At 61.3% G+C, this 23,022-nt stretch carries 18 protein-coding genes and 2 pseudogenes; 7 read left to right on the top strand and 13 right to left on the bottom strand.

The features are described from left to right. Positions 1-47 precede the first annotated feature (47 nt). Positions 48-944 carry a transcriptional activator NhaR gene (gene nhaR / locus PSH84_RS14545; protein WP_063322135.1) on the top strand — a complete coding sequence of 299 codons (897 nt, stop codon included), beginning with the start codon at positions 48-50 and terminating at the stop codon, positions 942-944. Here the strand turns inward: nhaR and PSH84_RS14540 are convergent. Beyond that, a complete protein-coding gene (locus PSH84_RS14540) occupies positions 941-2,101 on the bottom strand; it encodes an MFS transporter (RefSeq protein WP_122568027.1) in 1,161 nt (386 codons plus the stop codon). The genes nhaR and PSH84_RS14540 overlap by 4 nt on opposite strands. A 282-nt stretch (positions 2,102-2,383) precedes the next feature. Between PSH84_RS14540 and sstT the strand changes: the two genes are divergently transcribed. Next, entirely contained in the window at positions 2,384-3,616 is a 1,233-nt protein-coding gene (sstT, locus tag PSH84_RS14535) for a serine/threonine transporter SstT (RefSeq protein WP_305483145.1), read from the top strand. A gap of 209 nt (positions 3,617-3,825) precedes the next feature. Here the strand turns inward: sstT and PSH84_RS14530 are convergent, their stop codons facing one another. Then, positions 3,826-4,335 (bottom strand): DUF1993 domain-containing protein, encoded by a 510-nt coding sequence (locus PSH84_RS14530; RefSeq protein WP_122568025.1) that lies wholly within the window; start codon positions 4,333-4,335, stop codon positions 3,826-3,828. 130 nt (positions 4,336-4,465) lie between these two features. On the opposite strand from PSH84_RS14530, the gene PSH84_RS14525 reads away from it, so the two are divergent. Then, positions 4,466-5,113, top strand: a complete 648-nt coding sequence (locus PSH84_RS14525; protein ID WP_122568024.1) for a YceH family protein — start codon at positions 4,466-4,468, stop codon at positions 5,111-5,113. 6 nt (positions 5,114-5,119) lie between these two features. Here PSH84_RS14525 and PSH84_RS14520 read toward each other — a convergent pair whose 3' ends face one another. After that, the gene (locus PSH84_RS14520; protein ID WP_122568023.1) at positions 5,120-5,941 is read right to left on the bottom strand and encodes a shikimate 5-dehydrogenase; all 822 of its coding nucleotides are present in this window, start codon (positions 5,939-5,941) and stop codon (positions 5,120-5,122) included. Positions 5,942-6,200: 259 nt separating this feature from the next. Between PSH84_RS14520 and PSH84_RS14515 the strand changes: the two genes are divergently transcribed. Then, positions 6,201-6,551: a hypothetical protein gene (locus tag PSH84_RS14515; protein WP_063322141.1), complete on the top strand. Its 351-nt coding sequence runs from the start codon at positions 6,201-6,203 to the stop codon at positions 6,549-6,551. A 79-nt stretch (positions 6,552-6,630) separates the two neighbouring features. Here the strand turns inward: PSH84_RS14515 and PSH84_RS14510 are convergent, their stop codons facing one another. The 5 genes from PSH84_RS14510 to PSH84_RS14490 all read right to left on the bottom strand — a co-directional run bounded on the left by PSH84_RS14510 (position 6,631) and on the right by PSH84_RS14490 (position 14,430). Further along, on the bottom strand, positions 6,631-8,151 hold the full coding sequence (locus PSH84_RS14510; RefSeq protein ID WP_305483144.1) for a nucleobase:cation symporter-2 family protein: 1,521 nt from the start codon (positions 8,149-8,151) through the stop codon (positions 6,631-6,633). A 122-nt stretch (positions 8,152-8,273) separates the two neighbouring features. Beyond that, positions 8,274-9,098 (bottom strand): arylamine N-acetyltransferase family protein, encoded by an 825-nt coding sequence (locus PSH84_RS14505; protein ID WP_305483143.1) that lies wholly within the window; start codon positions 9,096-9,098, stop codon positions 8,274-8,276. Positions 9,099-9,210: 112 nt separating this feature from the next. After that, the gene (gene xth, locus PSH84_RS14500; protein WP_305483142.1) at positions 9,211-10,005 is read right to left on the bottom strand and encodes an exodeoxyribonuclease III; all 795 of its coding nucleotides are present in this window, start codon (positions 10,003-10,005) and stop codon (positions 9,211-9,213) included. A gap of 69 nt (positions 10,006-10,074) precedes the next feature. After that, complete coding sequence (locus PSH84_RS14495; protein ID WP_305483141.1) at positions 10,075-12,651, bottom strand: bifunctional diguanylate cyclase/phosphodiesterase; 2,577 nt, start codon at positions 12,649-12,651, stop codon at positions 10,075-10,077. Between the two features lie 204 nt (positions 12,652-12,855). Then, on the bottom strand, positions 12,856-14,430 hold the full coding sequence (locus PSH84_RS14490) for a sensor domain-containing diguanylate cyclase (protein WP_305483140.1): 1,575 nt from the start codon (positions 14,428-14,430) through the stop codon (positions 12,856-12,858). 324 nt (positions 14,431-14,754) lie between these two features. Between PSH84_RS14490 and chrA the strand changes: the two genes are divergently transcribed. Then, a complete protein-coding gene (chrA, locus tag PSH84_RS14485; RefSeq protein WP_305483139.1) occupies positions 14,755-16,113 on the top strand; it encodes a chromate efflux transporter in 1,359 nt (452 codons plus the stop codon). Here the strand turns inward: chrA and PSH84_RS14480 are convergent. Further along, on the bottom strand, positions 16,110-16,409 hold the full coding sequence (locus tag PSH84_RS14480) for a GNAT family N-acetyltransferase (RefSeq protein ID WP_305483138.1): 300 nt from the start codon (positions 16,407-16,409) through the stop codon (positions 16,110-16,112). The two genes, chrA and PSH84_RS14480, sit on opposite strands and share 4 nt — an antisense overlap. Positions 16,410-16,922: 513 nt before the next feature. Between PSH84_RS14480 and PSH84_RS14475 the strand changes: the two genes are divergently transcribed. Next, entirely contained in the window at positions 16,923-17,411 is a 489-nt protein-coding gene (locus tag PSH84_RS14475) for a hypothetical protein (RefSeq protein WP_305470394.1), read from the top strand. Positions 17,412-17,441: 30 nt separating this feature from the next. On the opposite strand, the gene PSH84_RS14470 is transcribed toward PSH84_RS14475, so the two are convergent. The 3 genes and pseudogenes from PSH84_RS14470 to PSH84_RS14460 all read right to left on the bottom strand — a co-directional run bounded on the left by PSH84_RS14470 (position 17,442) and on the right by PSH84_RS14460 (position 20,364). Further along, positions 17,442-17,693, bottom strand: a complete 252-nt coding sequence (locus PSH84_RS14470; protein ID WP_305483137.1) for a hypothetical protein — start codon at positions 17,691-17,693, stop codon at positions 17,442-17,444. A 145-nt stretch (positions 17,694-17,838) separates the two neighbouring features. Continuing rightward, on the bottom strand, positions 17,839-19,056 hold the full coding sequence (locus tag PSH84_RS14465) for an MFS transporter (RefSeq protein WP_305483136.1): 1,218 nt from the start codon (positions 19,054-19,056) through the stop codon (positions 17,839-17,841). A 259-nt stretch (positions 19,057-19,315) separates the two neighbouring features. Beyond that, a pseudogene (locus tag PSH84_RS14460) lies at positions 19,316-20,364 on the bottom strand (NAD(P)-dependent alcohol dehydrogenase). A gap of 185 nt (positions 20,365-20,549) precedes the next feature. On the opposite strand from PSH84_RS14460, the gene PSH84_RS14455 reads away from it, so the two are divergent. Beyond that, positions 20,550-21,458, top strand: a complete 909-nt coding sequence (locus tag PSH84_RS14455) for an AraC family transcriptional regulator (RefSeq protein ID WP_305483135.1) — start codon at positions 20,550-20,552, stop codon at positions 21,456-21,458. Positions 21,459-21,505: 47 nt separating this feature from the next. On the opposite strand, the pseudogene cuyB reads toward PSH84_RS14455, so the two are convergent. After that, positions 21,506-23,021, bottom strand: a pseudogene (cuyB, locus tag PSH84_RS14450) (cysteate racemase). Between the last annotated feature and the right edge of the window lies 1 nt (position 23,022).

The following is a 23,022-nucleotide window of genomic DNA, read 5'->3' as shown; positions in this document are numbered from 1 at the left end:
GTATTTTCAGCGGTTATACTTCGGTTTTTACGAAGCCATGTGATGCCATGCTCAATTATCGACAACTGCATTACTTCTGGGTGGTGGCGAAAACCGGCAGCATCGTGCGCGCGTGCGAGCAGTTGAACCTGACCCCACAGACCATCAGCGGGCAGATTTCCCTGTTTGAGCAGACGTATAACATCAAGCTGTTTCGTCGAGTCGGGCGACAGTTGGAACTGACCGAAGCCGGCCGCCAGACGCTGCCCTACGCCGAACACATGTTCCAGTTGGGCGGAGAGCTGGAACTGATGCTGCGGGCACAACCCAACGAACAGCAAACCCTGTTCCGGGTCGGGGTGGCGGATGTGGTGCCCAAATCCATCGTCTATCGGCTGCTGGCGCCGACCATGGAGTTGAGTGAGCCGCTGCGCATCACCTGTCGCGAAGACAAGCTCGAACGGCTGCTGGCGGACCTGGCAATCCAGCGTCTGGACCTGGTGATTTCCGACAGCCCGATGCCGACTCACTTGGACATCAAGGGCTACAGCCAGAAACTGGGAGAATGCGGGATCAGCTTTTTCGCCACCGCCGCGCTGGCCGAACGCTATGGGCAGGATTTCCCCCATGGCCTGCATGACGCTCCGCTGCTGATTCCCGGGCCGGAAACCGTGGTGCGCAGCCGTTTGCAACGCTGGTTCGCCGAACAACAGATCCAGCCGCGCATCGTCGGCGAATTCGACGACAGCGCATTGATGCAGGCCTTCGGTCAATCCGGCAGCGGGATTTTCATCGGCCCGAGCGTGATCGCCGAAGAGGTCAAGCGCCAATATGGCGTAGAAGTGATCGGCCAGACCGATGCGGTGAGCGAATCCTTCTACGCCATTTCCGTGGAACGCAAGGTCAGCCACCCCGGCATCGTCGCGATTGCCGAAGGTGCGCGTCGCGAGTTGTTCAGCGCTTAGCTATCCATGCACGTCGCGCGGGGCTTGAAGGTCATCAGGAGCAACGCCAGCAGAATCGATACAAAGATGAACCCGGCCGCCGCGAACCCGACACTGCCCAGGCCCAGGTGATCGATGACCCGGCCACCGACCATCGCCCCCAGGCCAATCCCCAGGTTGGCCCCGGCAATGTTCAACGAGGCGGCAAACGCCGGTGCTTCGGGGGCCGCCTTCATCAGCCGCACGTGGCTGACCAGGAACAACGCCGCCTGGGTCACACCCCAGATGCCCATCGCCGCCGCCAGCGCGAGGGGCGAATGAATGCTCGGCACCAACGCCACCATGCCGCCGATCAGGAACAGGCAGAAGACCATCGACGCGATCAACGGATGCCGATCCACCGCACGGCCGCCCAGGGAATTGCCCAGCAACCCGACGGCACCGAAGCCCATCAGGCACCAGCCCACCAGGGTGCCATCGAACCCGGCGAGACGCTCGAGGATATCCGCCAGATAGGTGTAGGCGGTGAACATGCCGCTGAACACCAGGATCGACAACAGCACGTGCCCTTGCATCAACGGACTGCGCAGGATCTTCAACTGCGAACGGAAGCTCACCTGATGCTGGTGCAAGTTGGTTTTCGGCAAGTAGATAAACAGCAACAAGGCCTTGGCGAAGGCAATGACCGCCAGGATCGCAAACGCGCTGCGCCAGCCAAACGCATCGGCAATCAACGTGCCCACTGGAATGCCGAACACCGTGGCACAGACAATGCCGAAGCCGATCCGGGCAATGGCCCGCCCGGCCAACTGCGGTCCGACAATGTCCACTGCCGTTTCACTGGCCAACGCCCAGAACACCGGCAGGCCCAGGGCCGGGATCAGCCGGGCAATCGCCATCACCCAGATGTTGGGAGCGAAAGTGGCCAGCAGATTGGCCAGGCCAAACATCACCAGCACGCTGATAAACAGCTTGCGCCGCTCGAAGCGGGCGAACCAGGCCGTCAGGAATGGCCCGAACGCCGCCACCGTAAACGCGAACAACGTCACCAACAGCCCAGCCTGGGGAATGGTGACGTGCAGGTCGCGGGCAATGGACGGTAACAAGCCGACGATGACGAATTCCGTGGTCAGCACGGTAAAACCGGCGGCCGACAACAGGAAAATGGGTAACAACATGCAGAACTCCAGCAAAACGACGACACCAGCGTTAGCCGAAGGGCCCGCTGGCGGAAAGAAAGTGAGAACGACAAAGCCTAACAGAATGCGCGCGTCATACAAACGCTCGGCATGGCCCGGATGAGGGTGACGGACTGTCACAGGCCCGTCAGATTTTTTACCGGCTGTGATAAAGTCCGCGGCCTGCAAACGCCATACTTTCTCTCGGTCCGCTCATGTGGCCTGCCCGCTTGTTGCCCTGATTCGTCGACCGTCGTACACAATAAAATCAGAGATGCCGCTATGACAGCTTCGTCCGTTACCCCTTTGCAACGCCTCAAACGCACCAGCCTGGTGACACAAATCATCATTGGCCTGATCGCCGGTATTGTCCTGGCATGGCTGGCGCCCGACGTGGCGAAGTCCACCGCATTCATCGGCAAGGTCTTCGTGTCCGCGCTCAAGGCCGTGGCACCGATCCTGGTGTTCGTGCTGGTCATGGCGTCGATCGCCAACCACAAGCACGGCCAGGAAACCCATATCCGCCCCATCCTGTTCCTCTACCTGCTGGGCACGTTCGCCGCAGCGGTGGTCGCGGTGGTTGCCAGTACGCTGTTCCCCTCCAGCCTGGTGCTGTCGACCCACGATGTCGCGGTCTCGGCGCCCGGTGGCATCAGCGAGGTGCTGCAAAGCCTGCTGCTGAGCGTGGTGGATAACCCGGTTCGGGCGCTGATGGACGGTAACTTCATCGGCATCCTGGCCTGGGCCATCGGCATGGGCATCGCCATTCGGCATGCTGGCCAGACCACGCGCACCGTGCTCGAAGACCTGTCCAACGGCGTGACCGTGATCGTGCGCCTGGTGATCCGCTTCGCCCCGCTTGGGATCTTCGGGCTGGTGGCCTCGACCCTGGCCACGTCCGGCTTCGGCGCCCTGCTCGGCTACCTGCACCTGCTGACCGTATTGATCGGTTGCATGCTGTTCGTGGCGTTGGTGGTCAACCCACTCATCGTGTTCTGGAAAATGCGTCGCAACCCATACCCGCTGGTGTTTACGTGCCTGCGCGAGAGTGGCATCACGGCGTTTTTCACCCGCAGCTCGGCGGCGAATATTCCGGTGAACCTGGAACTGAGCAAACGCCTGGGCCTGCACGAAGACACCTATTCGGTGTCGATCCCGCTGGGCGCGACCATCAACATGGCCGGCGCCGCCATTACCATCACGGTATTGGCCCTGGCGGCCGTGCACACCCTGGGTATTGCGGTGGACGTGCCAACGGCCGTGCTGCTGAGCGTTGTCGCCGCCATTTGCGCCTGCGGTGCATCCGGGGTGGCCGGCGGTTCGCTGTTGCTGATTCCCCTGGCGTGCAGCCTGTTTGGCATTCCCAGTGAGATCGCCATGCAGGTGGTCGCGGTGGGCTTCATCATCGGTGTCCTGCAGGACTCGGCGGAAACGGCGTTGAACTCGTCGACGGATGTGCTGTTCACGGCGGCGGCATGCCTGGGTGAGGAAGAGAAGCTCGCGCGTACGGCGTAACAACTGCGGTGGCTGTTCGGTCGCTATCGCGAGCAAGCTCGCTCCCACAGGAGATTTGTTGTGTAGCGGCTATTGTGCGAGCACCGTTGCCCCTGTGGGAGCGAGCTTGCTCGCGATAGCGGTGGTACATCCGCCGAGGATGTAACAGGCAGCCACAAAAAAGCCCGGGAACGGCCCACACCGTCCCGGGCTTTTTCATGCCTGTGGGGTTAGAACGCGCCCATGTAGTCGCGCTTGCCCACTTCCACGCCATTGTGGCGCAGCAATGCATAGGTGGTGGTGACGTGGAAGAAGAACTGCGGCAAGCCGTAGGTCAGCAGGTAGTTCTGGCCGCTGAAGCGCTTCTCCTTCGGCGTCCCTGGACGGGTAACGATTTCGATACCTTCCTTGCCGTCGATCTGCGAAGGAGCGATGCCATCGATAAAGGCCAATACCTTGGCGATCAGGGCTTGCAGCTCGGCGAACGTGGTCTCGCTGTCGTCATACTTCGGCACTTCGACCTCGGCCAGGCGGGCGGACACACCCTTGGCGAAGTCCACCGCGATCTGCACTTGGCGCACCAGCGGGAACATGTCCGGGTACAGGCGGGCTTGCAGGAAAGCGTTCGGATCGATGTTCTTCGCGGTGGCGTGGGCTTCGGCCTTGTTCAGAACGTCGCTCAACGCGTTGAGCATCTGCTTGAAAACCGGGACGGAAGCGGCGTACAGGGAAATAGTCATGGCAATCTCATGCAGGTGGCAGGAAAGAATGAATCAAACGGCTGCGATTATAGCCACGGCTTGTTGCACGGCTTGTCTTTTATTGCGCAAGGATTAGGCTAGGCGGCTTCCACAGCATAGGGAACGCGCGATGAGCATCGAAGAACAACAGCAGGCTGAAGAACCACGGCTCAATAGCACGGAAATCCGCATCCTCGGCGCGCTGGTCGAGAAACAGGCCACCAACCCTGAGACCTACCCGCTGACCCTCAACGCCCTGGTATTGGCTTGCAACCAGAAAACCAGCCGCGAACCGGTGATGAACCTCAACCCGGGCCAGGTCGGCCAGAGCCTGCGGGCGCTGGAAGGTCGCGGCTTTACCAAGCTGGTGATGGGCAGCCGCGCCGACCGCTGGGAGCATCGGGTCGACAAAGCCCTGGAGCTGGTGCCGGCCCAGGTGATCCTGATGGGCCTGCTGTTCCTGCGTGGCCCGCAAACGGTCAATGAGCTGTTGACCCGCAGCGGACGTATGCACGACTTCGAAGACGCCGAACAAGTGGTACACCAGCTCGAACGCCTGATCGCCCGCGGTCTGGCGCTGTTGGTGCCACGCCAGGCCGGCCAGCGCGAAGACCGCTATGTCCACGCCATGGGCGACCCGGCGGACATCGAAGCGATTCTCGCCGCCCGCCAGCATCCGGTGGAGCGTGGCGCCAGCGGCGGTGTTTCGCTGGAGCGCATCGAAGAACTCGAAGCACGGATCGCGGCACTGGAAGAACGCCTGGCGCGCCTGGAATAGCAGCGCCTACGCCGACCGGGCGAAGGCGACGGCCTTTTCAAATTGCTCCAGGTTGGGCCGCACACCGGTGTACAGCACAAACTGCTCCAGGGCCTGGATCGCAATGACTTCCAACCCGGTGATGACCCGTTTGCCGTCGGCCCGGGCGCGTACGATCAGCGGCGTTTCCGACGGGATCGCCACCACATCGAACACGGTCTGGGCCGCGGCGATGGTCTCGGGTTCGAACGCCAACTGATCGGCTTCCGGGCCGCCGGTCATGCCGATCGGCGTGACGTTGATCAGCATCTGCGGCCGCCGGGCGCCCAATTCCGCTTGCCATTCATAGCCCAAGGACTCGGCCAGGGCGCGCCCGGTGGCTTCATTGCGGGCCACGATCAGCCCGTGCTTGTAGCCGCCATCGCGCAAGGCACTGGCCACAGCCTTGGCCATGCCGCCGCTGCCGCGCAGGGCAAAAGTCGAATCCTTGGGCACGGCGTGGCTTTGCAGCAATTGGGCGATGGCGATGTAGTCGGTGTTGTAGGCCTTCAGATGGCCGTTGGTATTGACGATGGTGTTGATCGACTGGATCGCGGCAGCGGAAGGATCCAGTTCGTCCACCAGGGCGATGCAGGCTTCCTTGAACGGCATCGACACGCCGCAGCCGCGAATGCCCAGGGCGCGGATACCCCCCACCGCGCCAGGCAGGTCCCGGCTGCTGAACGCCTTGTAATAGAAGTTCAGGCCCAATTGCTCATACAAATGATTATGAAAACGCAGGCCGAAGTTTCCGGGACGCCCCGAAAGCGACATGCACAGTTGGGTGTCTTTGTTGGGGTTGATCTGCATGCGTGTCTCCTTGCATTCACTTTCGGACAGACGGAACACCGTCGCGAAAGGTTTATTCGATGATGATACTGCCTGGCCCGGCCCGATCTCAGGCCGCTGGATGACGCGGCGCGGTAAAGAAAAGCGCTACAGACCTTACACAATATTTACCCAACGGCGGCGCAAATCCTGAGAAAATCGCTGTCATAGCAAGTATCCCCGCAACCCTCATCGGGTCTGTTGCAGACCACAAGCGTCGGGGCCGAAACGAGGAACAGCCATGAATCGTAGACTTCCCATCATCGCCCTGCTCATGGGGGCACTCGCGGTCACCGGCCAGGCATCCGCCCACGGTCGTGGTGGTTGGGAGGGGCCCGCCGTGTTTGGTGCCATCGTCGGTTCGGCCATCGTTGGCTCAGCCATCATCAACCGTGATCGTCCGGTGTATGTGCAACAACCGGTCTACGTCCAGCCACAGCCGGTCTACTACCAGGCACCACCACCGGTCTACTACCAGCCGCAGCCAGTGTATGTAGAGCGGCCGATCTACTATCGCCCGGCACCGGTGTATTACGGGCCACCACGGGGCTATTACTACGGCCCACCCCGGGGTCATTACGGCCGCTGGTAATCGGTCTTCCGGTCGGTACAAAAAAGCCTGTGATCATTGATCACAGGCTTTTTCATGTCCGCTAGGTCACGGGTATCTATCAGACATGCTCGCTGCTTTTCAGTCGGATCGGCCCATGCTCCGCTGGCGCGAGAACAGGCTCCGCCACCACGGGGATCTCGTTGCCATCGCAGTCGTGCAGCTTGCCGTCGCTGAAATAGTCGCCTTCGCGCAGCGCCGCCAGGTCCTGGTAACGCAACACCCGCTCGGTGCCGGCGGCGAAGACTGACTGCTGGTCGGAATTGCCCGTGGTGAAGTGGTTGAACGCCAGGTTCAGCATGATCGCCATGATTGCCGAAGAACTGATGCCCGAATGGAAGATGGTCGCGAACCAACTGGGGAAATGGTCATAGAAGTTCGGTGCGGCGATGGGGATCATGCCGAAACCGATGGAGGTGGCGACGATGATCAGGTTGACGTTGTTGCGGTAATCGACTTTCGACAGCGTGCGGATGCCACTGGCGGCCACCGTGCCGAACAGCACGACACCGGCACCGCCCAGCACCGAGGTCGGCACGGCGGCAATCACCCGCCCCATGAACGGCAGCAGGCCGAGCACCACCAGGAACACCCCGCCGGTCGCCACCACGAAACGGCTCTTGATCCCGGTCACCGCCACCAGCCCGACGTTCTGGGCAAAGGCACTCTGGGTGAAGGAACCGAAGATCGGCGCGATCATGCTCGACAGCATGTCAGCCCGCAAGCCGTTGCCCAGGCGCCGGGAGTCGACTTTGGTGTCGATGATCTCGCCCACCGCCAGGATGTCGGCAGAGGTTTCCACCAGGGTCACCATGATCACAATGCACATCGACAGGATCGCGGCGATATGGAACGTCGGCATGCCGAAATGGAACGGTGTCGGGAAGCCGAACATCGGGCCTTGGCTGACCGCTGAAAAGTCCGCCATGCCGAGGAATACCGCGATGACCGTACCGATGACCATCGCCAACAGAATCGATAACCGCGAGATGGTTGCGCTGCCCATTTTGCTCAGCAACAGCACCAGCACCAGGGTCACCGCGGCCAGGCCAATGTTCGCCATGCTGCCGAAATCGGCGGCGTGGCTGTTGCCACCCATCGCCCAACGCGCCGCTACCGGCATCAAAGTGAGACCAATGGTGGTGATCACAATGCCAGTGACCAGTGGCGGAAAGAACCGGGTGATGCGAGAAAACACCGGGGTGATCAGCAAACCTATCAGGGACGCGGCGATCACCGCTCCTAGGATGGCTTGAAAGCCCCCTTCCCCCCCGCTGCCGACAATCGCCACCATGGTCGCGACACCCGAAAACGATACGCCCTGCACCAAAGGCAGTTGGCAGCCGAAAAACGGCAGGCCGAGGGTTTGCAGCAACGTTGCCAGGCCACCCGCGAACAATGACGCGGCGATCAACAGGCCGATGTCCGCCGGCGAAAGCCCGGCCGCCTGGCCGATGATCAACGGCACGGCGACAATGCCACCGTACATGGTCAACACATGTTGCAGGCCGTAAGCCATATTCGCGCCGACGCCGAGGTTTTCGTCCTCGGGCCGTGGGAGTGAAACATGGGGCGTTTTCATGGTTCGGGGATTCCCTGTTTTTTGTTATGGGCACACTGTATTCAAAACTCAGGACAAATGTCCATAGAGTTGTATACAACTTATTGTGTGCACATTTGGAACAGATCCCTGGCCAAACCCTTTTAGGCCTGGAGCAACCCCACCAGCGCGGGCCGCAACAGCTCGCGTGGCGGCACGCGCAGGCTGAATTCCTGCTCCAATAAATCGATCAACTCATCGGCATCGATGATTACGCGCCGCTCACTCTCCTGCCCTATGCGGTGCACGGCATAGCTGTTGCCGTTCAGGGTCTTGCGCAGCCCGTCACCGGTACGAGCCACCATCAAACGGCCCATGAACGGCGACTCCGGATGGTTGCAGACGTACCAATTGCCGACGGTGTAGTCGATGTCTTCCTGGCGTTGCAGATCGAACAGGTACATCGGCCGCCATTCGCCGGCAACGTTGGCGCGCAACAGGTAACCGTCCGCATGGGTGTCGATGCGATACGGCTCATGGGGCGTGACTTGGGCCTCACGACTGTCCAGCAGCAGCGGCGCGGTGGGCACCATGCCGCCAAAACCGACGTCGGTGATATAGCGCACACCGTCGATCGTCACCAGGCTCAGCCGATGGGTCCGGGCAGGCCACGCGCCGTCAGGCGCATTCATCACCACGCGTCCAGTGATGCCCCGGGCGTCGAAACCCACTGCTTGCAACAGCGCCAGGAACAACTGGTTGAGTTCATAGCAATAGCCGCCGCGCCCCTCTTCGAAAACCTTGCGCTCGACCGACTCAAGGTCGATGGGCACGGGTTGACGCAGCAGCGTTGACAGGGTTTCAAAAGGGAATTCGGCGGTATGGCGCCATTGCATCTGGCGCAAGGTGTCGAGGGTCGGCGCCGGTGGTGCGTCGAAACCCAGACGCCGCAGATAACGGGCCGTATCGCTCAGTTGGGGATGACTCATGAGGGTGTCCTTTTCCGGGGTCGGCCAGCGCTCACAACAAGCGCATGGCTAATGGCGCCAGGTATAAGGCATTCCCCTTACAGAGACAACAACCGACCGCCCCCCTGCCCCGTCAGCGCCGTTTGCGCGAAGCCAGCCGGATCCAGGTGGGGGCATGGTCGCTGGGGTGGGGCTGGTTCCTGACCCAGGCGTCCACGCCGGCCTCGCTCAGGTAGGCGCTGGCGACCGGGTTGAGCAACAGGTGATCGATGCGCAGTCCAGAGTTCTTTTGCCAATGCTGACGGAAATAGTCCCAGAAGGTGTAGATCCGCTCGTCCGGATACAAGTGGCGCAGCGAATCGGTCCAGCCCTGATCCAATAAGCGCTGGTAGCACGCGCGGCTTTCGGGTTGTAGCAGCGCATCCTTGAGCCAGGAGCGCGGGTTGTAGATATCCATGTCGGTGGGCACCACATTGTAGTCACCGGCCAGCACCACGGGATGATCACTGGCCTGCAACCCTTGAGCGTATTGGATCAGCCGTTCGAACCAGGCCAGCTTGTAGTCAAACTTGGGACCCGGTTGCGGATTGCCGTTGGGCAGGTAAAGGCACCCCACCAGCACGCCGTGCACCGCCGCCTCCAGATAGCGACTGTGGCTGTCATCGTCCCCGCCGGGCAGGCCTCGTCGGCTCTCCAATGGCTGCGCGTCACGGGCCAGGATCGCGACACCGTTCCAGGACGCCTGCCCGTGCCAGATCGCCCCATACCCCACCGACTCCAGCTCCGCCGCCGGGAAATCCTTGTCCACCGCCTTGAGCTCCTGCAAACAGGCAATGTCGGGTTTCTCCCGCTCCAGCCATTCCAGCAGGTTGGGCAGCCGCGCCCGGATGCCATTGATGTTGAAGGTCGCAATTCGCAGGTTTTTCATAGAGCCAGCACTCGAAATGTCACGTTACTGGCTGTGACCGACAACCGGGCGCGGTGGTTGCATCCGTCTTCAGCAGCCCATTTTCGACAAGGGCCGGCCGTTCTCCAGCAACTGCGCAAAGGCCTGTTTGTCGATCGGCCGGCTGAGGAAATAACCCTGCACTTCGTGGCATTGGTCCGAGCCCAATGAGCCGAGCTGAGCCAGGGTTTCCACACCTTCGGCGGTGACCGTCAGCCCCATGGCCTTGCCCAGGTTGATGATCGCCTGCACCACGGCGCGGTCGTTGCTGCTGTTGCTCATGGAGGCGATGAAGCGCTTGTCGATCTTGATGCCGTCGAATGGATAGGTGCGCAGGTAACCGAGGGACGAATAACCGGTACCAAAATCGTCCATGTTCAAGCGTACGCCTAGCTCCTTCAGGGCATTCATGACCTGCAGGGCGCCATCGACATCATTGAGCATCACGTTTTCGGTGAGTTCGAGTTCCAGGCGACTCGCCGGGAAACGGGTTTCGATCAACACCTGCCGCACATCTTCCACCACGTCGCTGCGCTCGAACTGCACCGGCGACAGGTTGACCGAAACCATCAGTGCCACCGGCCAGGTCAGCGCGGTTTCGCAGGCCTCGCGCAACACCCAACGGGAAAGCGGGACAATCAGGTCGGTTTGCTCGGCCAACGGGATAAAGGTATCGGGGCCCAATAGGCCTTGGGTTGGATGCTGCCAGCGAACCAACGCCTCGACCGCCACGATCTCCCGACCATCGACGGTGTAGCGCGGCTGGAAATGCAGGACAAATTCGTTGTTCTTCACGGCCTGGCGCAGATCGCTTTCCAACTGGCGACGATGCTGGATCTGATCGTTCATTTGCGAGGCAAAATAACACCAGGTTTTCTTGCCCTCGGACTTGGCCTGGTACATCGCAATGTCGGCGCAACGGATCAGTTCACCGGGCACGTAACCCTGACGGTGGCTCAGGGCGGTACCAATGCTGGCGCCGATGTGCAACGAATGGGTTTCGTAGAGAATCGGTTGCTGCAGGCTGTCGATCAGCCGTTCACAGAATCGATCGATCTCAGCGGTGTTATCCATTCCACTGAGCACCACCACGAATTCGTCGCCCCCCAGGCGCGCCACCAGGTCTTGCTCGCGGGTGCTGTCGCGCAGCCGCCGGGCCACTTCCAGCAACACCGCATCGCCGGCCGGATGGCCGAGGGAGTCGTTGATCGGCTTGAAGTTATCCAGGTCCACCATCAGCAATGTCAGGGGGGTGGAATGCTCCTTGGCCAGCAGCGCATCATCCAGGTGTCGCGCCAGCTTGTTGCGGTTCGGCAGGCCGGTCAGCGCATCGTGCATCGACAGGTGCTGGACCTGGGCATGGGCGGCCACCTCGTCGGTGATGTCGCTGGCGGTGCCGCGATAACCCATCACCTCGGCCTTGTTGTAGATCGGGCGGGCCGACACTCGACAGAAGCGCAGTTGCCCGGAATGATCGCGGTAGGAGCAGCGCAAGTTGCTGGCGTTCTGTTCCTCTGTCAACTTGGCCAACCAGAGGGCAATCGGCGTAGTGTCGCAATACAGCAGTTGCTCAAGCAGTTGCCCCAGCCATTGCTGGTCGGAAAACCCGGTGACCGTATTGAAACGCCCCGACAGATAAGTGATGTGTTGCTGCCCGTCGATTTCCCAGATCCAGTCTGAAGCCGCTTCGGCCACGGCCCGAAAGCGCTCCTCGCTGGCCTCCAGGGCATGGGCTGATCTTTCCAGGCTGTCGTAGCTGGCGTCCACGTGCCGTGCCGTGCGCAATGCATAGCGAAAAAAGTAAGCGGTCAGCAGGGCCAGGATCAGCAGCGCGCCACCCAGCGGCGGCACCAGGGACCAGAGCAATTGCTGGCCCGGGCGCACCAGTCGGGACACCAGGCTGTAGCCGGTGCTGTCCAGCGACACGGCCGGCTGGCCGGGCTTGAGCTCGGTGTCTTTCTTGAGCTTCAAATCGGTGAGGCCATAACTCTTGCCCAGTTTGCGCAACTTGACGGGCGTCAGCTGGTCGACGAACAGCAGGACCGAGGTGCTTTGGGCCTCGACCAGGGGCCGTTCGTCGTTGGGCGTAATCACCGACGCGGTGACGATGGCCGGCCAGCCCTCGAACAATGTGTAGCGGACCATGGGTATCGTCAGGTCAGGCTGCGCCTGGAGTTGGTCCATCAGCTCCGCCAGCGGCGCGTCCATATAAACTGCGGTATCCGCTTGGACGTTACGCCCACGCACCACGGCATATTTGGTGCGTTGCCGATCGATGACAAACACACCCTCGTATTCATCATTGGTGAACAGGGTCTTGCCCATGTTCTGCTCGGTGTAGGCCCATTGCACATCGACTTCACCGTTGAGGTGGTCATAGGCCGTGGTCCAATACGCATAGCTGGCGATGTAGTTTTTCGAGGCGGTGACGCGATTCTCGAGGGCGCGCTCGGTATAGAAATGCGTCTTGCGCAAATCATCCGCGTCGAGCTTTTGCGCAATGTTGAACAGCGCGGCAATCGCCACCAGGACGCCCAGGACGAACAGCCCCCCGACCGCCACGACCAGGCGACGGGTAATCGGGGTGTGGCGCGCGGTGCGTGAAGGGCTATCGGCAGTGGAATCCATTGACCTACTCCTGTCCTTTCAACGCTGGCTTCGATATCGAGAACGGCGAGGACCGAGCCAGTCGTCTCCCCAACCTTAGCACCCACTGCCTGATCAGCTGGCGAGCCCACGGTTTTTTGCGAAAGAGCCTACACACCGCTTGAAGTTCGCCAGCACAATGCTTGAGTAATGGGCCGGGCAAGCTGCCGGTGATTCCAACCGATCTCAACGATCCGAGCGCGCCAACGTATCGAGCCCGCCCTCCGTGGATAACACCGCCACCCGGTTGCGGCCGCTGTGCTTGGCCTGATAAAGCGCCGCATCGGCGCGCTGGATAAAGACTTCGATGCTGTCCAGGCTGCTGGGCACAAAGGCATAGCAGCCCAGGCTCACCGTGAGGTAGCCGGTCGGGGAGCCGGAATGAGTGATGTGCTTGTCGATGACGCTGCGGCGGATCTGCTCGGCCAGCGCCATGGCCCCCGAAAGGTTGGTGTCGGGCAGCAGTACCGCAAATTCTTCGCCGCCATACCGTACCGCCAGATCGGCCTTGCGGTGACAGCAACTCTTGAGCACTTTGGCCACTTCCGCCAGGCAGTGATCCCCGGCCACGTGCCCATAGGCGTCGTTGTAGCGTTTGAAAAAATCGATGTCGAGCATGATCAGGCTCAAAGGGCTGCGCTGACGAGCGCCCCGCCCGAACTCGATGTCCAGGGCCCGTTCGAACAGACGCCGATTCGCCAGCCCGGTGAGGCTGTCATGGGTGGCAATCAGTTCCAACGCTTCCTGCGCCTTGCGCAAGTCCGCTTCGATCTTTTCGCTGTTGCGTACCTGGCGCACGAATACCCAGCCGAACATGCAAATGCCCAGGACCACCAGGCCGACGATGAGGCTGGATTGGAAAGCCCGGTCATGCCAGCCCACCAGGATCGACTCTTCGGACATAGCGGCGGTGACCACCAGCGGATAAGCCTGTAAATGTTGATGCCCATACAGCCTGCCTACGACACCATCGATGGCCGAACGGATGATCCCATCGCCAGACATCCCGCCGTCCAGGGCATGGTTGTAGATATGTTCCTCGGCCAACGGGCGACCGATCCGCGCCTCATCGAAGGGGCGTCGGGCCAACAGCGTCCCGTCAGACAAAGCCAGGGCCATCTCACCTTGCTCATCGAGGCTGAAGCTTTTGAAGAACCGGTCGAAGTAGGACATTTTGATGCCGGCCATCAACACGCCCTGGAAGTTGCCGTCGCGATCATTCAAGCGCCGGGAAACCGGGATGATCCACTCGCCGTTTTGCCGACTGCGGATCGCCGGGCCGATATGGGCGATCAGGGAGGCGTTCTGCTGGTGGAAAAGGAAATAATCTCGATCCGCTACCCCTGCCCCCCGGTGCAGGTCGTCAAAGGAGGTAATGACCCAATGACCTTGCTTGTCGAACAGAAACAGGCCATGCAACTGCTCGAGCGACTGCACGCGGCGAGCAAAGGTTTGCTGTAAACGTTGCTGCACCGCAGGGCCGAATCCATCGATCTGGATCCAATCCGCCAGGCTGGCCAAGACCAGATCGGCCTGCAGGAAGGTGTCCTGGGCCTGTTGGGCCATGGCCCGGGTAAGGGTAGCCGAGGCAATGCGGGCCGACTCCAAATCGTGTCGGCGGGACTGCTCCACCTGCAGGTAAAGCAAACCACACAGGCACAGGCACACCGCTGCGATAAACGTAACCGCAGCTTTGAGCAACGGCAGGCGTTTCAAGGCACCGGCGGGGAGATGAAAAGGATCGTAGGTGGGGATTGGCAAGCGAATTCCTGAAGAGGGCAAAGCATGAGCGAATTCGCTCATAACCCCCAATATTCGTGAGCTTAGCCTACCGCTTGTGAGGCGGCAATTTGCCTGTGCAGCGGAGCCGATGGGTGGCCGCAGTGGATCCAAAAAGGCACCCCCGAGCCAGCAAAAATACCCGCTTCAAAACGACGAAATTCCCCGTGGCGAGGGCGCTTGCTCCCGCTGGTCGTAATCGTTGAAGGGCTATTTTTTTACAAGCAAACCTTTCTGGGGGCTATCTAAATGGCGTAACGCCCCATAACGTATGGTCGCCTTTGACTTCCAAGTGCCCCGTCGACCATGAGCAAACCGATCCGAATCGATGATGAACAGGCCCTGACCCAACCCGGCGCCATCAGCCTGCGCGAGGCGTTCTGGTTCTGGCTCAAACTGGGCTTCATCAGTTTCGGCGGCCCAGCGGGGCAGATCTCGATCATGCACCAGGAGTTGGTGGAACGTCGGCGCTGGATTTCCGAGCGGCGTTTCCTGCACGCCCTTAATTACTGCATGTTGCTGCCGGGGCCCGAGGCCCAGCAACTGGCAACGTACCTGGGCTGGTTGATGCACCGAAGCTGGGGTGGCGTGATCGCCGGGGCGTTGTTCGTATTGCCTTCACTGTTCATTCTCATCGCGTTGTCGTGGCTGTACATCGCCTTTGGCGAAGTGCCGGTGGTGGCGGGTATATTCTATGGGATCAAGCCGGCCGTGACCGCCATCGTGGTGCATGCCGCCCACCGGATCGGCTCTCGCGCACTCAAGAACAACTGGCTGTGGGCCATCGCGGCGGCATCGTTCACCGCGATCTTTGCCTTTGACCTCCCCTTCCCGCTGATCGTACTGGGGGCCGCTGCCATCGGTTATTTCGGTGGCCGCTGGGCACCGGAAAAATTCAGCCTGGGCGGTCACGCGACCCAGCACCAGTCCTTCGGCCCCGCCTTGATCGACGACGACACGCCAACCCCGGACCACGCCCGGTTCAGCGCCGCCAGGTTGGCCCGATTGGCAGTCGTCGGTGCCCTGTTGTGGATCGTGCCAATGGGCCTGCTGACCCTCGTGTTCGGCTGGAGCGGCACGTTGACGCAAATGGCCTGGTTCTTTACCAAGGCCGCACTGCTGACCTTCGGCGGCGCCTATGCGGTTTTGCCCTACGTGTACCAAGGCGCCGTCGGACACTTCGGCTGGCTGACGCCGACACAAATGATCGACGGCCTGGCCCTGGGCGAAACCACGCCCGGGCCGCTGATCATGGTCGTGGCCTTCGTCGGTTTCGTCGGAGGCTACGTGATGCAGGTGTTCGGGCCCGAGCAAGCCTTTCTCGCCGGAGCCGTCGCGGCCACGCTGGTGACCTGGTTCACGTTCCTGCCCTCGTTCCTGTTCATCCTGGCCGGCGGCCCGCTGGTGGAATCGACCCACAACGCGTTGAAATTCACCGCACCGCTGACCGCGATTACCGCGGCGGTGGTCGGGGTGATCCTCAACCTGGCCTGCTTCTTCGGTTACCACGTGCTCTGGCCCAACGGTTTTGCAGGTGCCCTGGACTGGCCGTCGGCGATCATCGCCCTCTTGGCGGCCGTTGCGCTGTTTCGCTACAAGCGCGGAGTAATCCAGGTGTTGCTGGCGTGCGGGCTGGCCGGGTTGACGGTGCATTTGCTGCGCTAGACGAGGCGTTTGCTCAGGTACGTCGCCGAGGCCGGGCACAAGGTCTTGAACTGGGCCGTCGCGCTGATCGAAGCGGGTGCCAGCGAACGGTCCTCCGGCTGATAGCCCTGGCCGATAAAAAACGCGGCGGCGCTGTCGGTCAACAGGTGAAGCCGCTGTGTGCCCTCGCGTTTCGCAAACGCCTCGATAGCGGCCAGCACCGCCGCGCCAGCACCCTTGCCCCGCTGCCCCTCAAGGACAACCAGCGAGCGCAGCAACCGCTCGGCGCCCTCCCCCTCGATACCGCCACGCCACATCAACACCTTGATGGCTGAAGCTGAAAAACTGTCGACCGGGATACGTCAGGTCGTCCACGGGTAGCCCGGCCAGGGTGAGCGCAGCGCGCAGTGGTCCCAGGTCGTTATTGCTCAGTGCTCTCATGCGCATGGTGGGTGCTCGGTCCTGTGTCTTGTCCTGATCATCGAGCGTTCCCGAGTTTAGTTGCAACTCACCGGGCGCATCGGGGGGCGGAGTTCAATAGGCTTGCTCGAAAGTAAGCCACTGGCGCACATTAGCAATGATCTTTATTGAAACTCCAATTTTTACCCGTCGGGTCAAAGAACTGATGGGTGACGATGATTTCGCCTGTCCTACAGAAAATACTGGTCTGCAATCCTTCCGCTGGTGATGTTATGGAAATGACCAGAACCTCTCAGGCACTGCTTCCCTGGGGCGAAGGCGCTTGCTCCTAACCCCCCCCATGACCCAGCGCAAACGAACACCCCAGCCCATCAGCTAAGCTCAACCTATCATCACGACAGGGAATCGACATGAGCAAGGCAGACGAGCTAGCGGCCAAATTGAGGAAAACCCAGCAGACCCGCGCGGACACCGACAACTGCGCCGACCTGGCGATCGAGCACTGGCCCGCCCAGGTCTACGAGCTGTATCGCCAGATCGAAATCTGGCTGGCGCCCGTGTGCGAGGCGGGCCTGGACATTCGGCGCAACCCCACCCACGTCTTTGAAAGTCATTCCAGCGGGTCGACGTACAACTACGCCATCGATCAACTGTTGATCGAAGGTAATCATCGCCGCATTTCATTCGACCCGATTGCACGTTTCTCGCTCAAGGGCGAGGGCTGCATTGAAGTCCATATGAAGGGGAGCGAACACTGCATCGTGCGCACACTCGGTGAGCATGGCGAATCGCTTTGGCATGTCCAGGCCCTGCAATCGGCCGGACAACCGCGCCCTGAACCTGCCATCCTGGATGAGGACACCTTGCTCTCGCTGATAGAAGAAGGCCTTGGCCTTTAACGCAAATGGGCGACCCGAGGTCGCCCATTTTTATTGGAGAACACACTCGATCTGTGGCGCTGATTCGAGTGTTGGGTCGGTCCCGGGCACCGGTAGCGCCAGTTCCATCGCCGGCCTTCCCACAAGGGCATTCAAGGCATTGTCGATTTCGTCAGCCGCGCCTTGCGCGTATCGGGCATCCGCCCAGCTCCAGTACGGATCGGATATCAGCCCACCCACGGCCTGCGCGCACAATTCATCGCGGCTGATGCCCATCTTCCCGGCAGCGGCGATCACAGCCATCAGGGCTTGCTCTAATTGGGAAATTCGCTCGGTAGTCACAATCAACCAACATGATGGGTAACAGACCCAGAGTATAACAAGCCATCAATGTGCCATTAACCTCAGGCGCCCAACGGTCGCCCTCTCTTGGCTTACATCACTCGCCTCAAACCGCCGCGCCATAGTGCGTTGCTTGCGTGGTCGATAAAGATTGCCGGAGCGCTGAGCGAGCAGCCAGCACCGTCAGCACAGCCGCCATAGCCAACACGGCTGCACTGGTTTCGAAGGTCGCGCGATAGCCACTCAGATCAAACAGCAACCCACCCACTGTCGCGCCTCCGGCGATGGCGAGCTGGACGATCGCCACCATCAGGCCGCCACCGGCTTCGGCATCTTCCGGCAGCGTTCGCGAAAGCCAGGTCCACCAACCTACGGGCGCAGCGGTGGCCACCAGGCCCCAAAGGCCGAGCAAGAGGGTCGTGAACACCACCGACTCGCCGAACCCCACCAGGACAATGGCAATCGCGGCCATCAACAGGGGGATGACGATGAGCGTCCGATAGAGGTGGTTTTTCAAGCAGGCCCCGATCAGGAAGGTACCCAGCAGCCCCGCCACACCGATCACCAGCAACATGAAGGACAGCATTGAAACGCTCACCTGCGTCACCGTTTCAAGGAATGGTCGCAGATAGGTGAACAACATGAACTGGCCCATGAAAAACGTGCTGACCGCCAGCATGCCCAGCGCGACCGGTGCCCGGGTCATCAACTTGAAGACGCTGGTACTGCCCTGCTTCGCCTGCGCAGGCATGGAAGGCAGGCGTAGCAGCAGCCAGACCAGGGCGATGGCGGCGACGGGCACGATGCAGAAAAACGCGCCACGCCAACCGATGATCGCCCCCAGGAAACTGCCCAGCGGCGCAGCAATCACTGTCGCCAAGGCATTGCCGCCGTTGACGATGGCCAGTGCCTGCGGAACCTGAGCGTCCGGCACGAGCCGCATGGCCGTGGCCGCCGACAGCGACCAGAAGCCGCCAATCGCCACGCCGATCAACGCGCGACCGACCATGAATACCGGGTAGTTCGGCGCGAACGCCACCACGGTGCCTGAGACGATCATCAGCAAGGTCAGCCCCAGCAGGAGCCATTTGCGGTCGACCCGGGCGGCAATCGAAGCGATGAACAGACTGGTGATCAAGGCAAAGGCGCCAGAAACGGCAATGCCTTGACCGGCCTGCCCTTCGCTGACATGAAGATCGGCCGCTACCGGCGTCAGCAAGCTGACGGGCATGAACTCCGAGGCAACCAGCACGAACGCGGCAAGCGCCATGGCAAGTACCGCGCCCCAGGCGGGCCGGTCTTGTGGCAATGAGTTATCGGTCATTGGATGACAATCCTGTGTTGCTTGACGGATCTGTGAGCGCAAGCCTGCTCGCGATGACGGTGGCACATCCAACATCACCGCTTCAGGCAGACCGCTATCGCGAGCAAGCTCGCTCCCACAGTTTTGAATGGGGGTGTTCACCTATTTCGTGCCTGCCACACCTCCCCTGTGGGAGCGAGCTTGCTCGCGAAGGCGTCGGCACAGCCAACATCACGGCCCCAGGCAGCCCCCTTTCGCGAGCAACCCATTGGCACGCCTATCAGCCGGCCAAGGACGCGTTATCGATCACGAAGCGATACTTGACGTCGCCCTTGAGCATGCGTTCATAGGACGCGTTGATCTGCTCGGCCCGAACCAGTTCGATGTCAGCGACGATGCCGTGCTGCGCGCAGAAGTCGAGCATCTCCTGGGTCTCAGGAATGCCACCGATCATCGACCCGGCGAGGGTGCGCCGCTTCATGATCAGGTTGAAGACATTCGGCGAAGGATGCGCGGTTGCCGGGGCGCCCACCAGGGCCATCGTGCCGTCGCGCTTGAGCAGCACCAGCAACGCGTCGAGGTCATGGGGCGCCGCTACGGTGTTGAGGATGAAATCAAAGCTCTTGGTATGCCCGGCCATTTCTTCGGCATTGCGCGACACGACGACCTCGTCAGCCCCCAATTGCCTGGCATCTTCGCGCTTGGACTCGGACGTGGTGAACGCCACGACATGAGCCCCCATTGCATGGGCGAGCTTGATACCCATGTGACCCAAGCCACCGATGCCGACCACACCGACTTCTTGCCCGGCCCGACGTTCCAGTGGCGCAACGGCGAATAGGTGGTGATGCCGGCGCAGAGCAGTGGCGCGACGGCGGCCAGTTGGTCCTCGGCGTGACGAATGCGCAACACATAGCGCTCATGCACCACGATGTTTTGCGAATAACCGCCCAGCGTCCAACCGGGTTCATCCGGGGTTGGGAAGTTGTAGGTCCCGATCATCCCGTCGCAATAGTTTTCCAGGCCACTGTCGCAGTCGTCGCAGTGCTTGCAGCTGTCGACGATGCAGCCGACGCCGACCAGGTCGCCCGTCTTGAAGACGGACACATGGGCACCGACCGCCGCTACCCGACCGACGATTTCGTGGCCCGGCACGCAGGGGAACTGGGTACCCGCCCACTCGGCGCGCACCTGGTGCAGGTCCGAATGGCAGATACCACAAAAAGCGATGTCGATCTGGACGTCGTGGGCGCCCGGCGTCCGACGAGTGATCTGCAGGGGTTCAAGGGGCTTGTCGCCCGCGCGGGCGCCATAGGCTTGTACACGCATCAGAAGACTCCTTGCTGGATAGAGTGAGGGGGTATTTTCAGGGCTCAACCCGGCCGACCGGTAACGCATTACGCTGAGATGCTTGCCTGATCCTATGAGTTCTTCCATCGCGTATAGGCAGCGCTTCATTTAGCGCGTTAATGTTCTGCCTATAGCGCTTGAGCCCAGATGACACCGGAGCCGACATGGCCGTCCAACGCAGATCCGTACAAGAGACATTGAGCGCCATCATTGGCGCCTGGGCCCCACACCCGGGCGACTTCGAAACGCCCATTCCCGGCCTCGTCTTCTTCCGGCGTGAAACCCCGGCGCCGCCGGTGATTTGCATGATCGAACCAAGCATCGTGCTGGTGGCCCAAGGCGAGAAGCAGGTATGGATCGGCGGCGAAGCCTATGGTTACGACACCAGTCGGTTCCTCATGACCTCTCTGGACATCCCGGCCAATTCCGAGGTGTTGCAGGCGAGCCCGGAACAACCCTGCCTGGGCCTGATCCTGAGGCTCGACTTGCGCATGGTGGCCGACCTGATCGCCCAAGGCAGCCTGGTGCCGTCGCGTGATCGAGCGGTCGGGATTGGCGCAGGAATTGGCACCGCGACACCAGACCTGCTGGCGCCGTTCGCACGCCTGCTGGCGTTGCTCGATGAGCCGGAAGCGATTCCCATACTGGCACCATTGATCCAGCGCGAGATCCACTATCGGCTGCTGCTCAGCGACCAAGCCGCCCGGCTGCGGCAGATCGCCTCGGTCGATAGCCAGGGCTACCGGATCGCCAAGGCCATCGACTGGTTGAAATTGAACTACACCGAGCCCGTGCGCGTGGACGACCTCGCAGCGCGAGTGCAAATGAGCGCGCCGACGTTTCACCACCACTTCCGCCAGCTCACGGCGATGAGCCCGCTGCAATACCAGAAGTGGCTGCGGTTGAACGAAGCCAAACGCTTGATGCTCAACGAGCACGTGGACGTGGCGAGTGCGGCCTTCAAGGTGGGCTATGAAAGCCCGTCCCAGTTCAGCCGCGAATATGCCCGCTTGTTTGGCGTGCCGCCCAAGCGGGACATTGCGGCGTTGCGCGGGCCAGCCAAGGCTGGTTGATTCATCTGTGGGAGCAAAGCTTGCTCGCGATGCAGGCACCTTGACCTTCAGGAGACCGCGTTAGCTTCATCGCGGGCAAGCCTTGCTCCCACAGGACCGTGCCTTTGCGCCAACGCCACACACTTCAACGCCAGGATCATCGTCGGATCAACCAGCGCCACCGTGTGCCCATTGATATCGAACGCCTCGCAATGCGCCAGCACCAGCGGCAACTCGGTACACCCCAAGATCAACACCCCCGCCCCCCAACTCGCACAGGTGCTCCGCCGCCAGCAACAATTGCTCCTTGCAGAGCCCTTGCGTGAAGCCAGCCTTGATCCCCCGCGGTCCGTAGATGGCGTCCATGACCATCGCCTGGTAATCGACACCTGGCGTAAGCACCTGGAGCCCGGCATGACACGCCGCCTGGTGATAAACCTGGCTCTGCACCGTACCGGACGTCGCCAGCAGGCCAATCACCTTGCCCGAACCATAGGTGCGCGCGATCCACGCCACCGTCTCGCCCAGCATGTTCACGATGGGCACCCTCAGGTGAGCCTGGATCCGTTCGACGAACGCATGGGCGGTGTTGCAGGGAATGGCGATGGCGTTGGCGCCGGCACTTTCGAGACGTTTGCACGTGGCGTACATCGCCATCGTCGGATCGGTTTCATCGCGCAGCAGGTTGGCCGTTCGATCCGGTATCTGCGGGTTTTGCTCGACCACCATCTTGATGTGGTCCTGGTCCTTCCCCGCTGGTGTATTGGCCACCACCTTGGCCATGAAATCCACCGTGGCGGCAGGCCCAACGCCGCCCACGATGCCCAACTTGAACGGCGGTCGCCTGGGCTGCTGGTCCAGTGTCGCGAAGTCGGCGTAAATCTCATTGATGTCCAGCACGGTGATTCCACGACGCTGCAAATCGGCGCAGACCAGGGAAAGCTCGGTCATGCCCGGCAGGATCACCGTCGCCCCCCGGGCCTGCAATGAGAGACACGCCCGATAGACCGCTTCAAGCGGCACGCCCTCCAGGTGACCGTCCTTGATGCCGTTGAGGCCGTACATCGCCTCCATCAACCCCGCTTGAGCGTCTGCGTCGGGGTAAACAATCTGGAAGTCTTTGCCAAAATGTCGCTCGAACAAGCCGCAATGGCGCACGAAGTCGGAGGCGATCACCCCCAACATCGCCTGGGGCGGCACCGTGTGGCTGACGTGCCGGGTCAAGGCAGCCATCATGTCCAGTACGGGAATGCCCAGTTCCTCCTCGATTTCAGCGCGAAAGGTATGGCTGGCGAAGCATGGGAGCATCACCGCATCGAAACCACCGTCCTCGAACGACTTGCACACCTGATACACATAAAACTTGCGTGACGTCATGCTCGCGCCCTGGTCCAGCGGCAGTAGCACGTCCTTGAAGGGGTGCTGCTCGAAGAGGAAATGGTAGCGCCCCTGATCCTCTAGCACCGCCCGGGACTTGACCAACTTGTAGAACAGATCGCCGCCGGCCAGTGATCCAAGCCCACCGACAATGCCCAACTTGCGAACCACGGAAGCCTTGCGGCTCGACTTCGCTTTAGCCTTCATG

The organism is Pseudomonas beijingensis, from assembly GCF_030687295.1.
Classification (GTDB): domain Bacteria; phylum Pseudomonadota; class Gammaproteobacteria; order Pseudomonadales; family Pseudomonadaceae; genus Aquipseudomonas; species Aquipseudomonas beijingensis.
The sequence above is the reverse complement of the archived record's forward strand: the minus strand, read 5'-3'. Positions and strand labels throughout refer to the sequence as shown.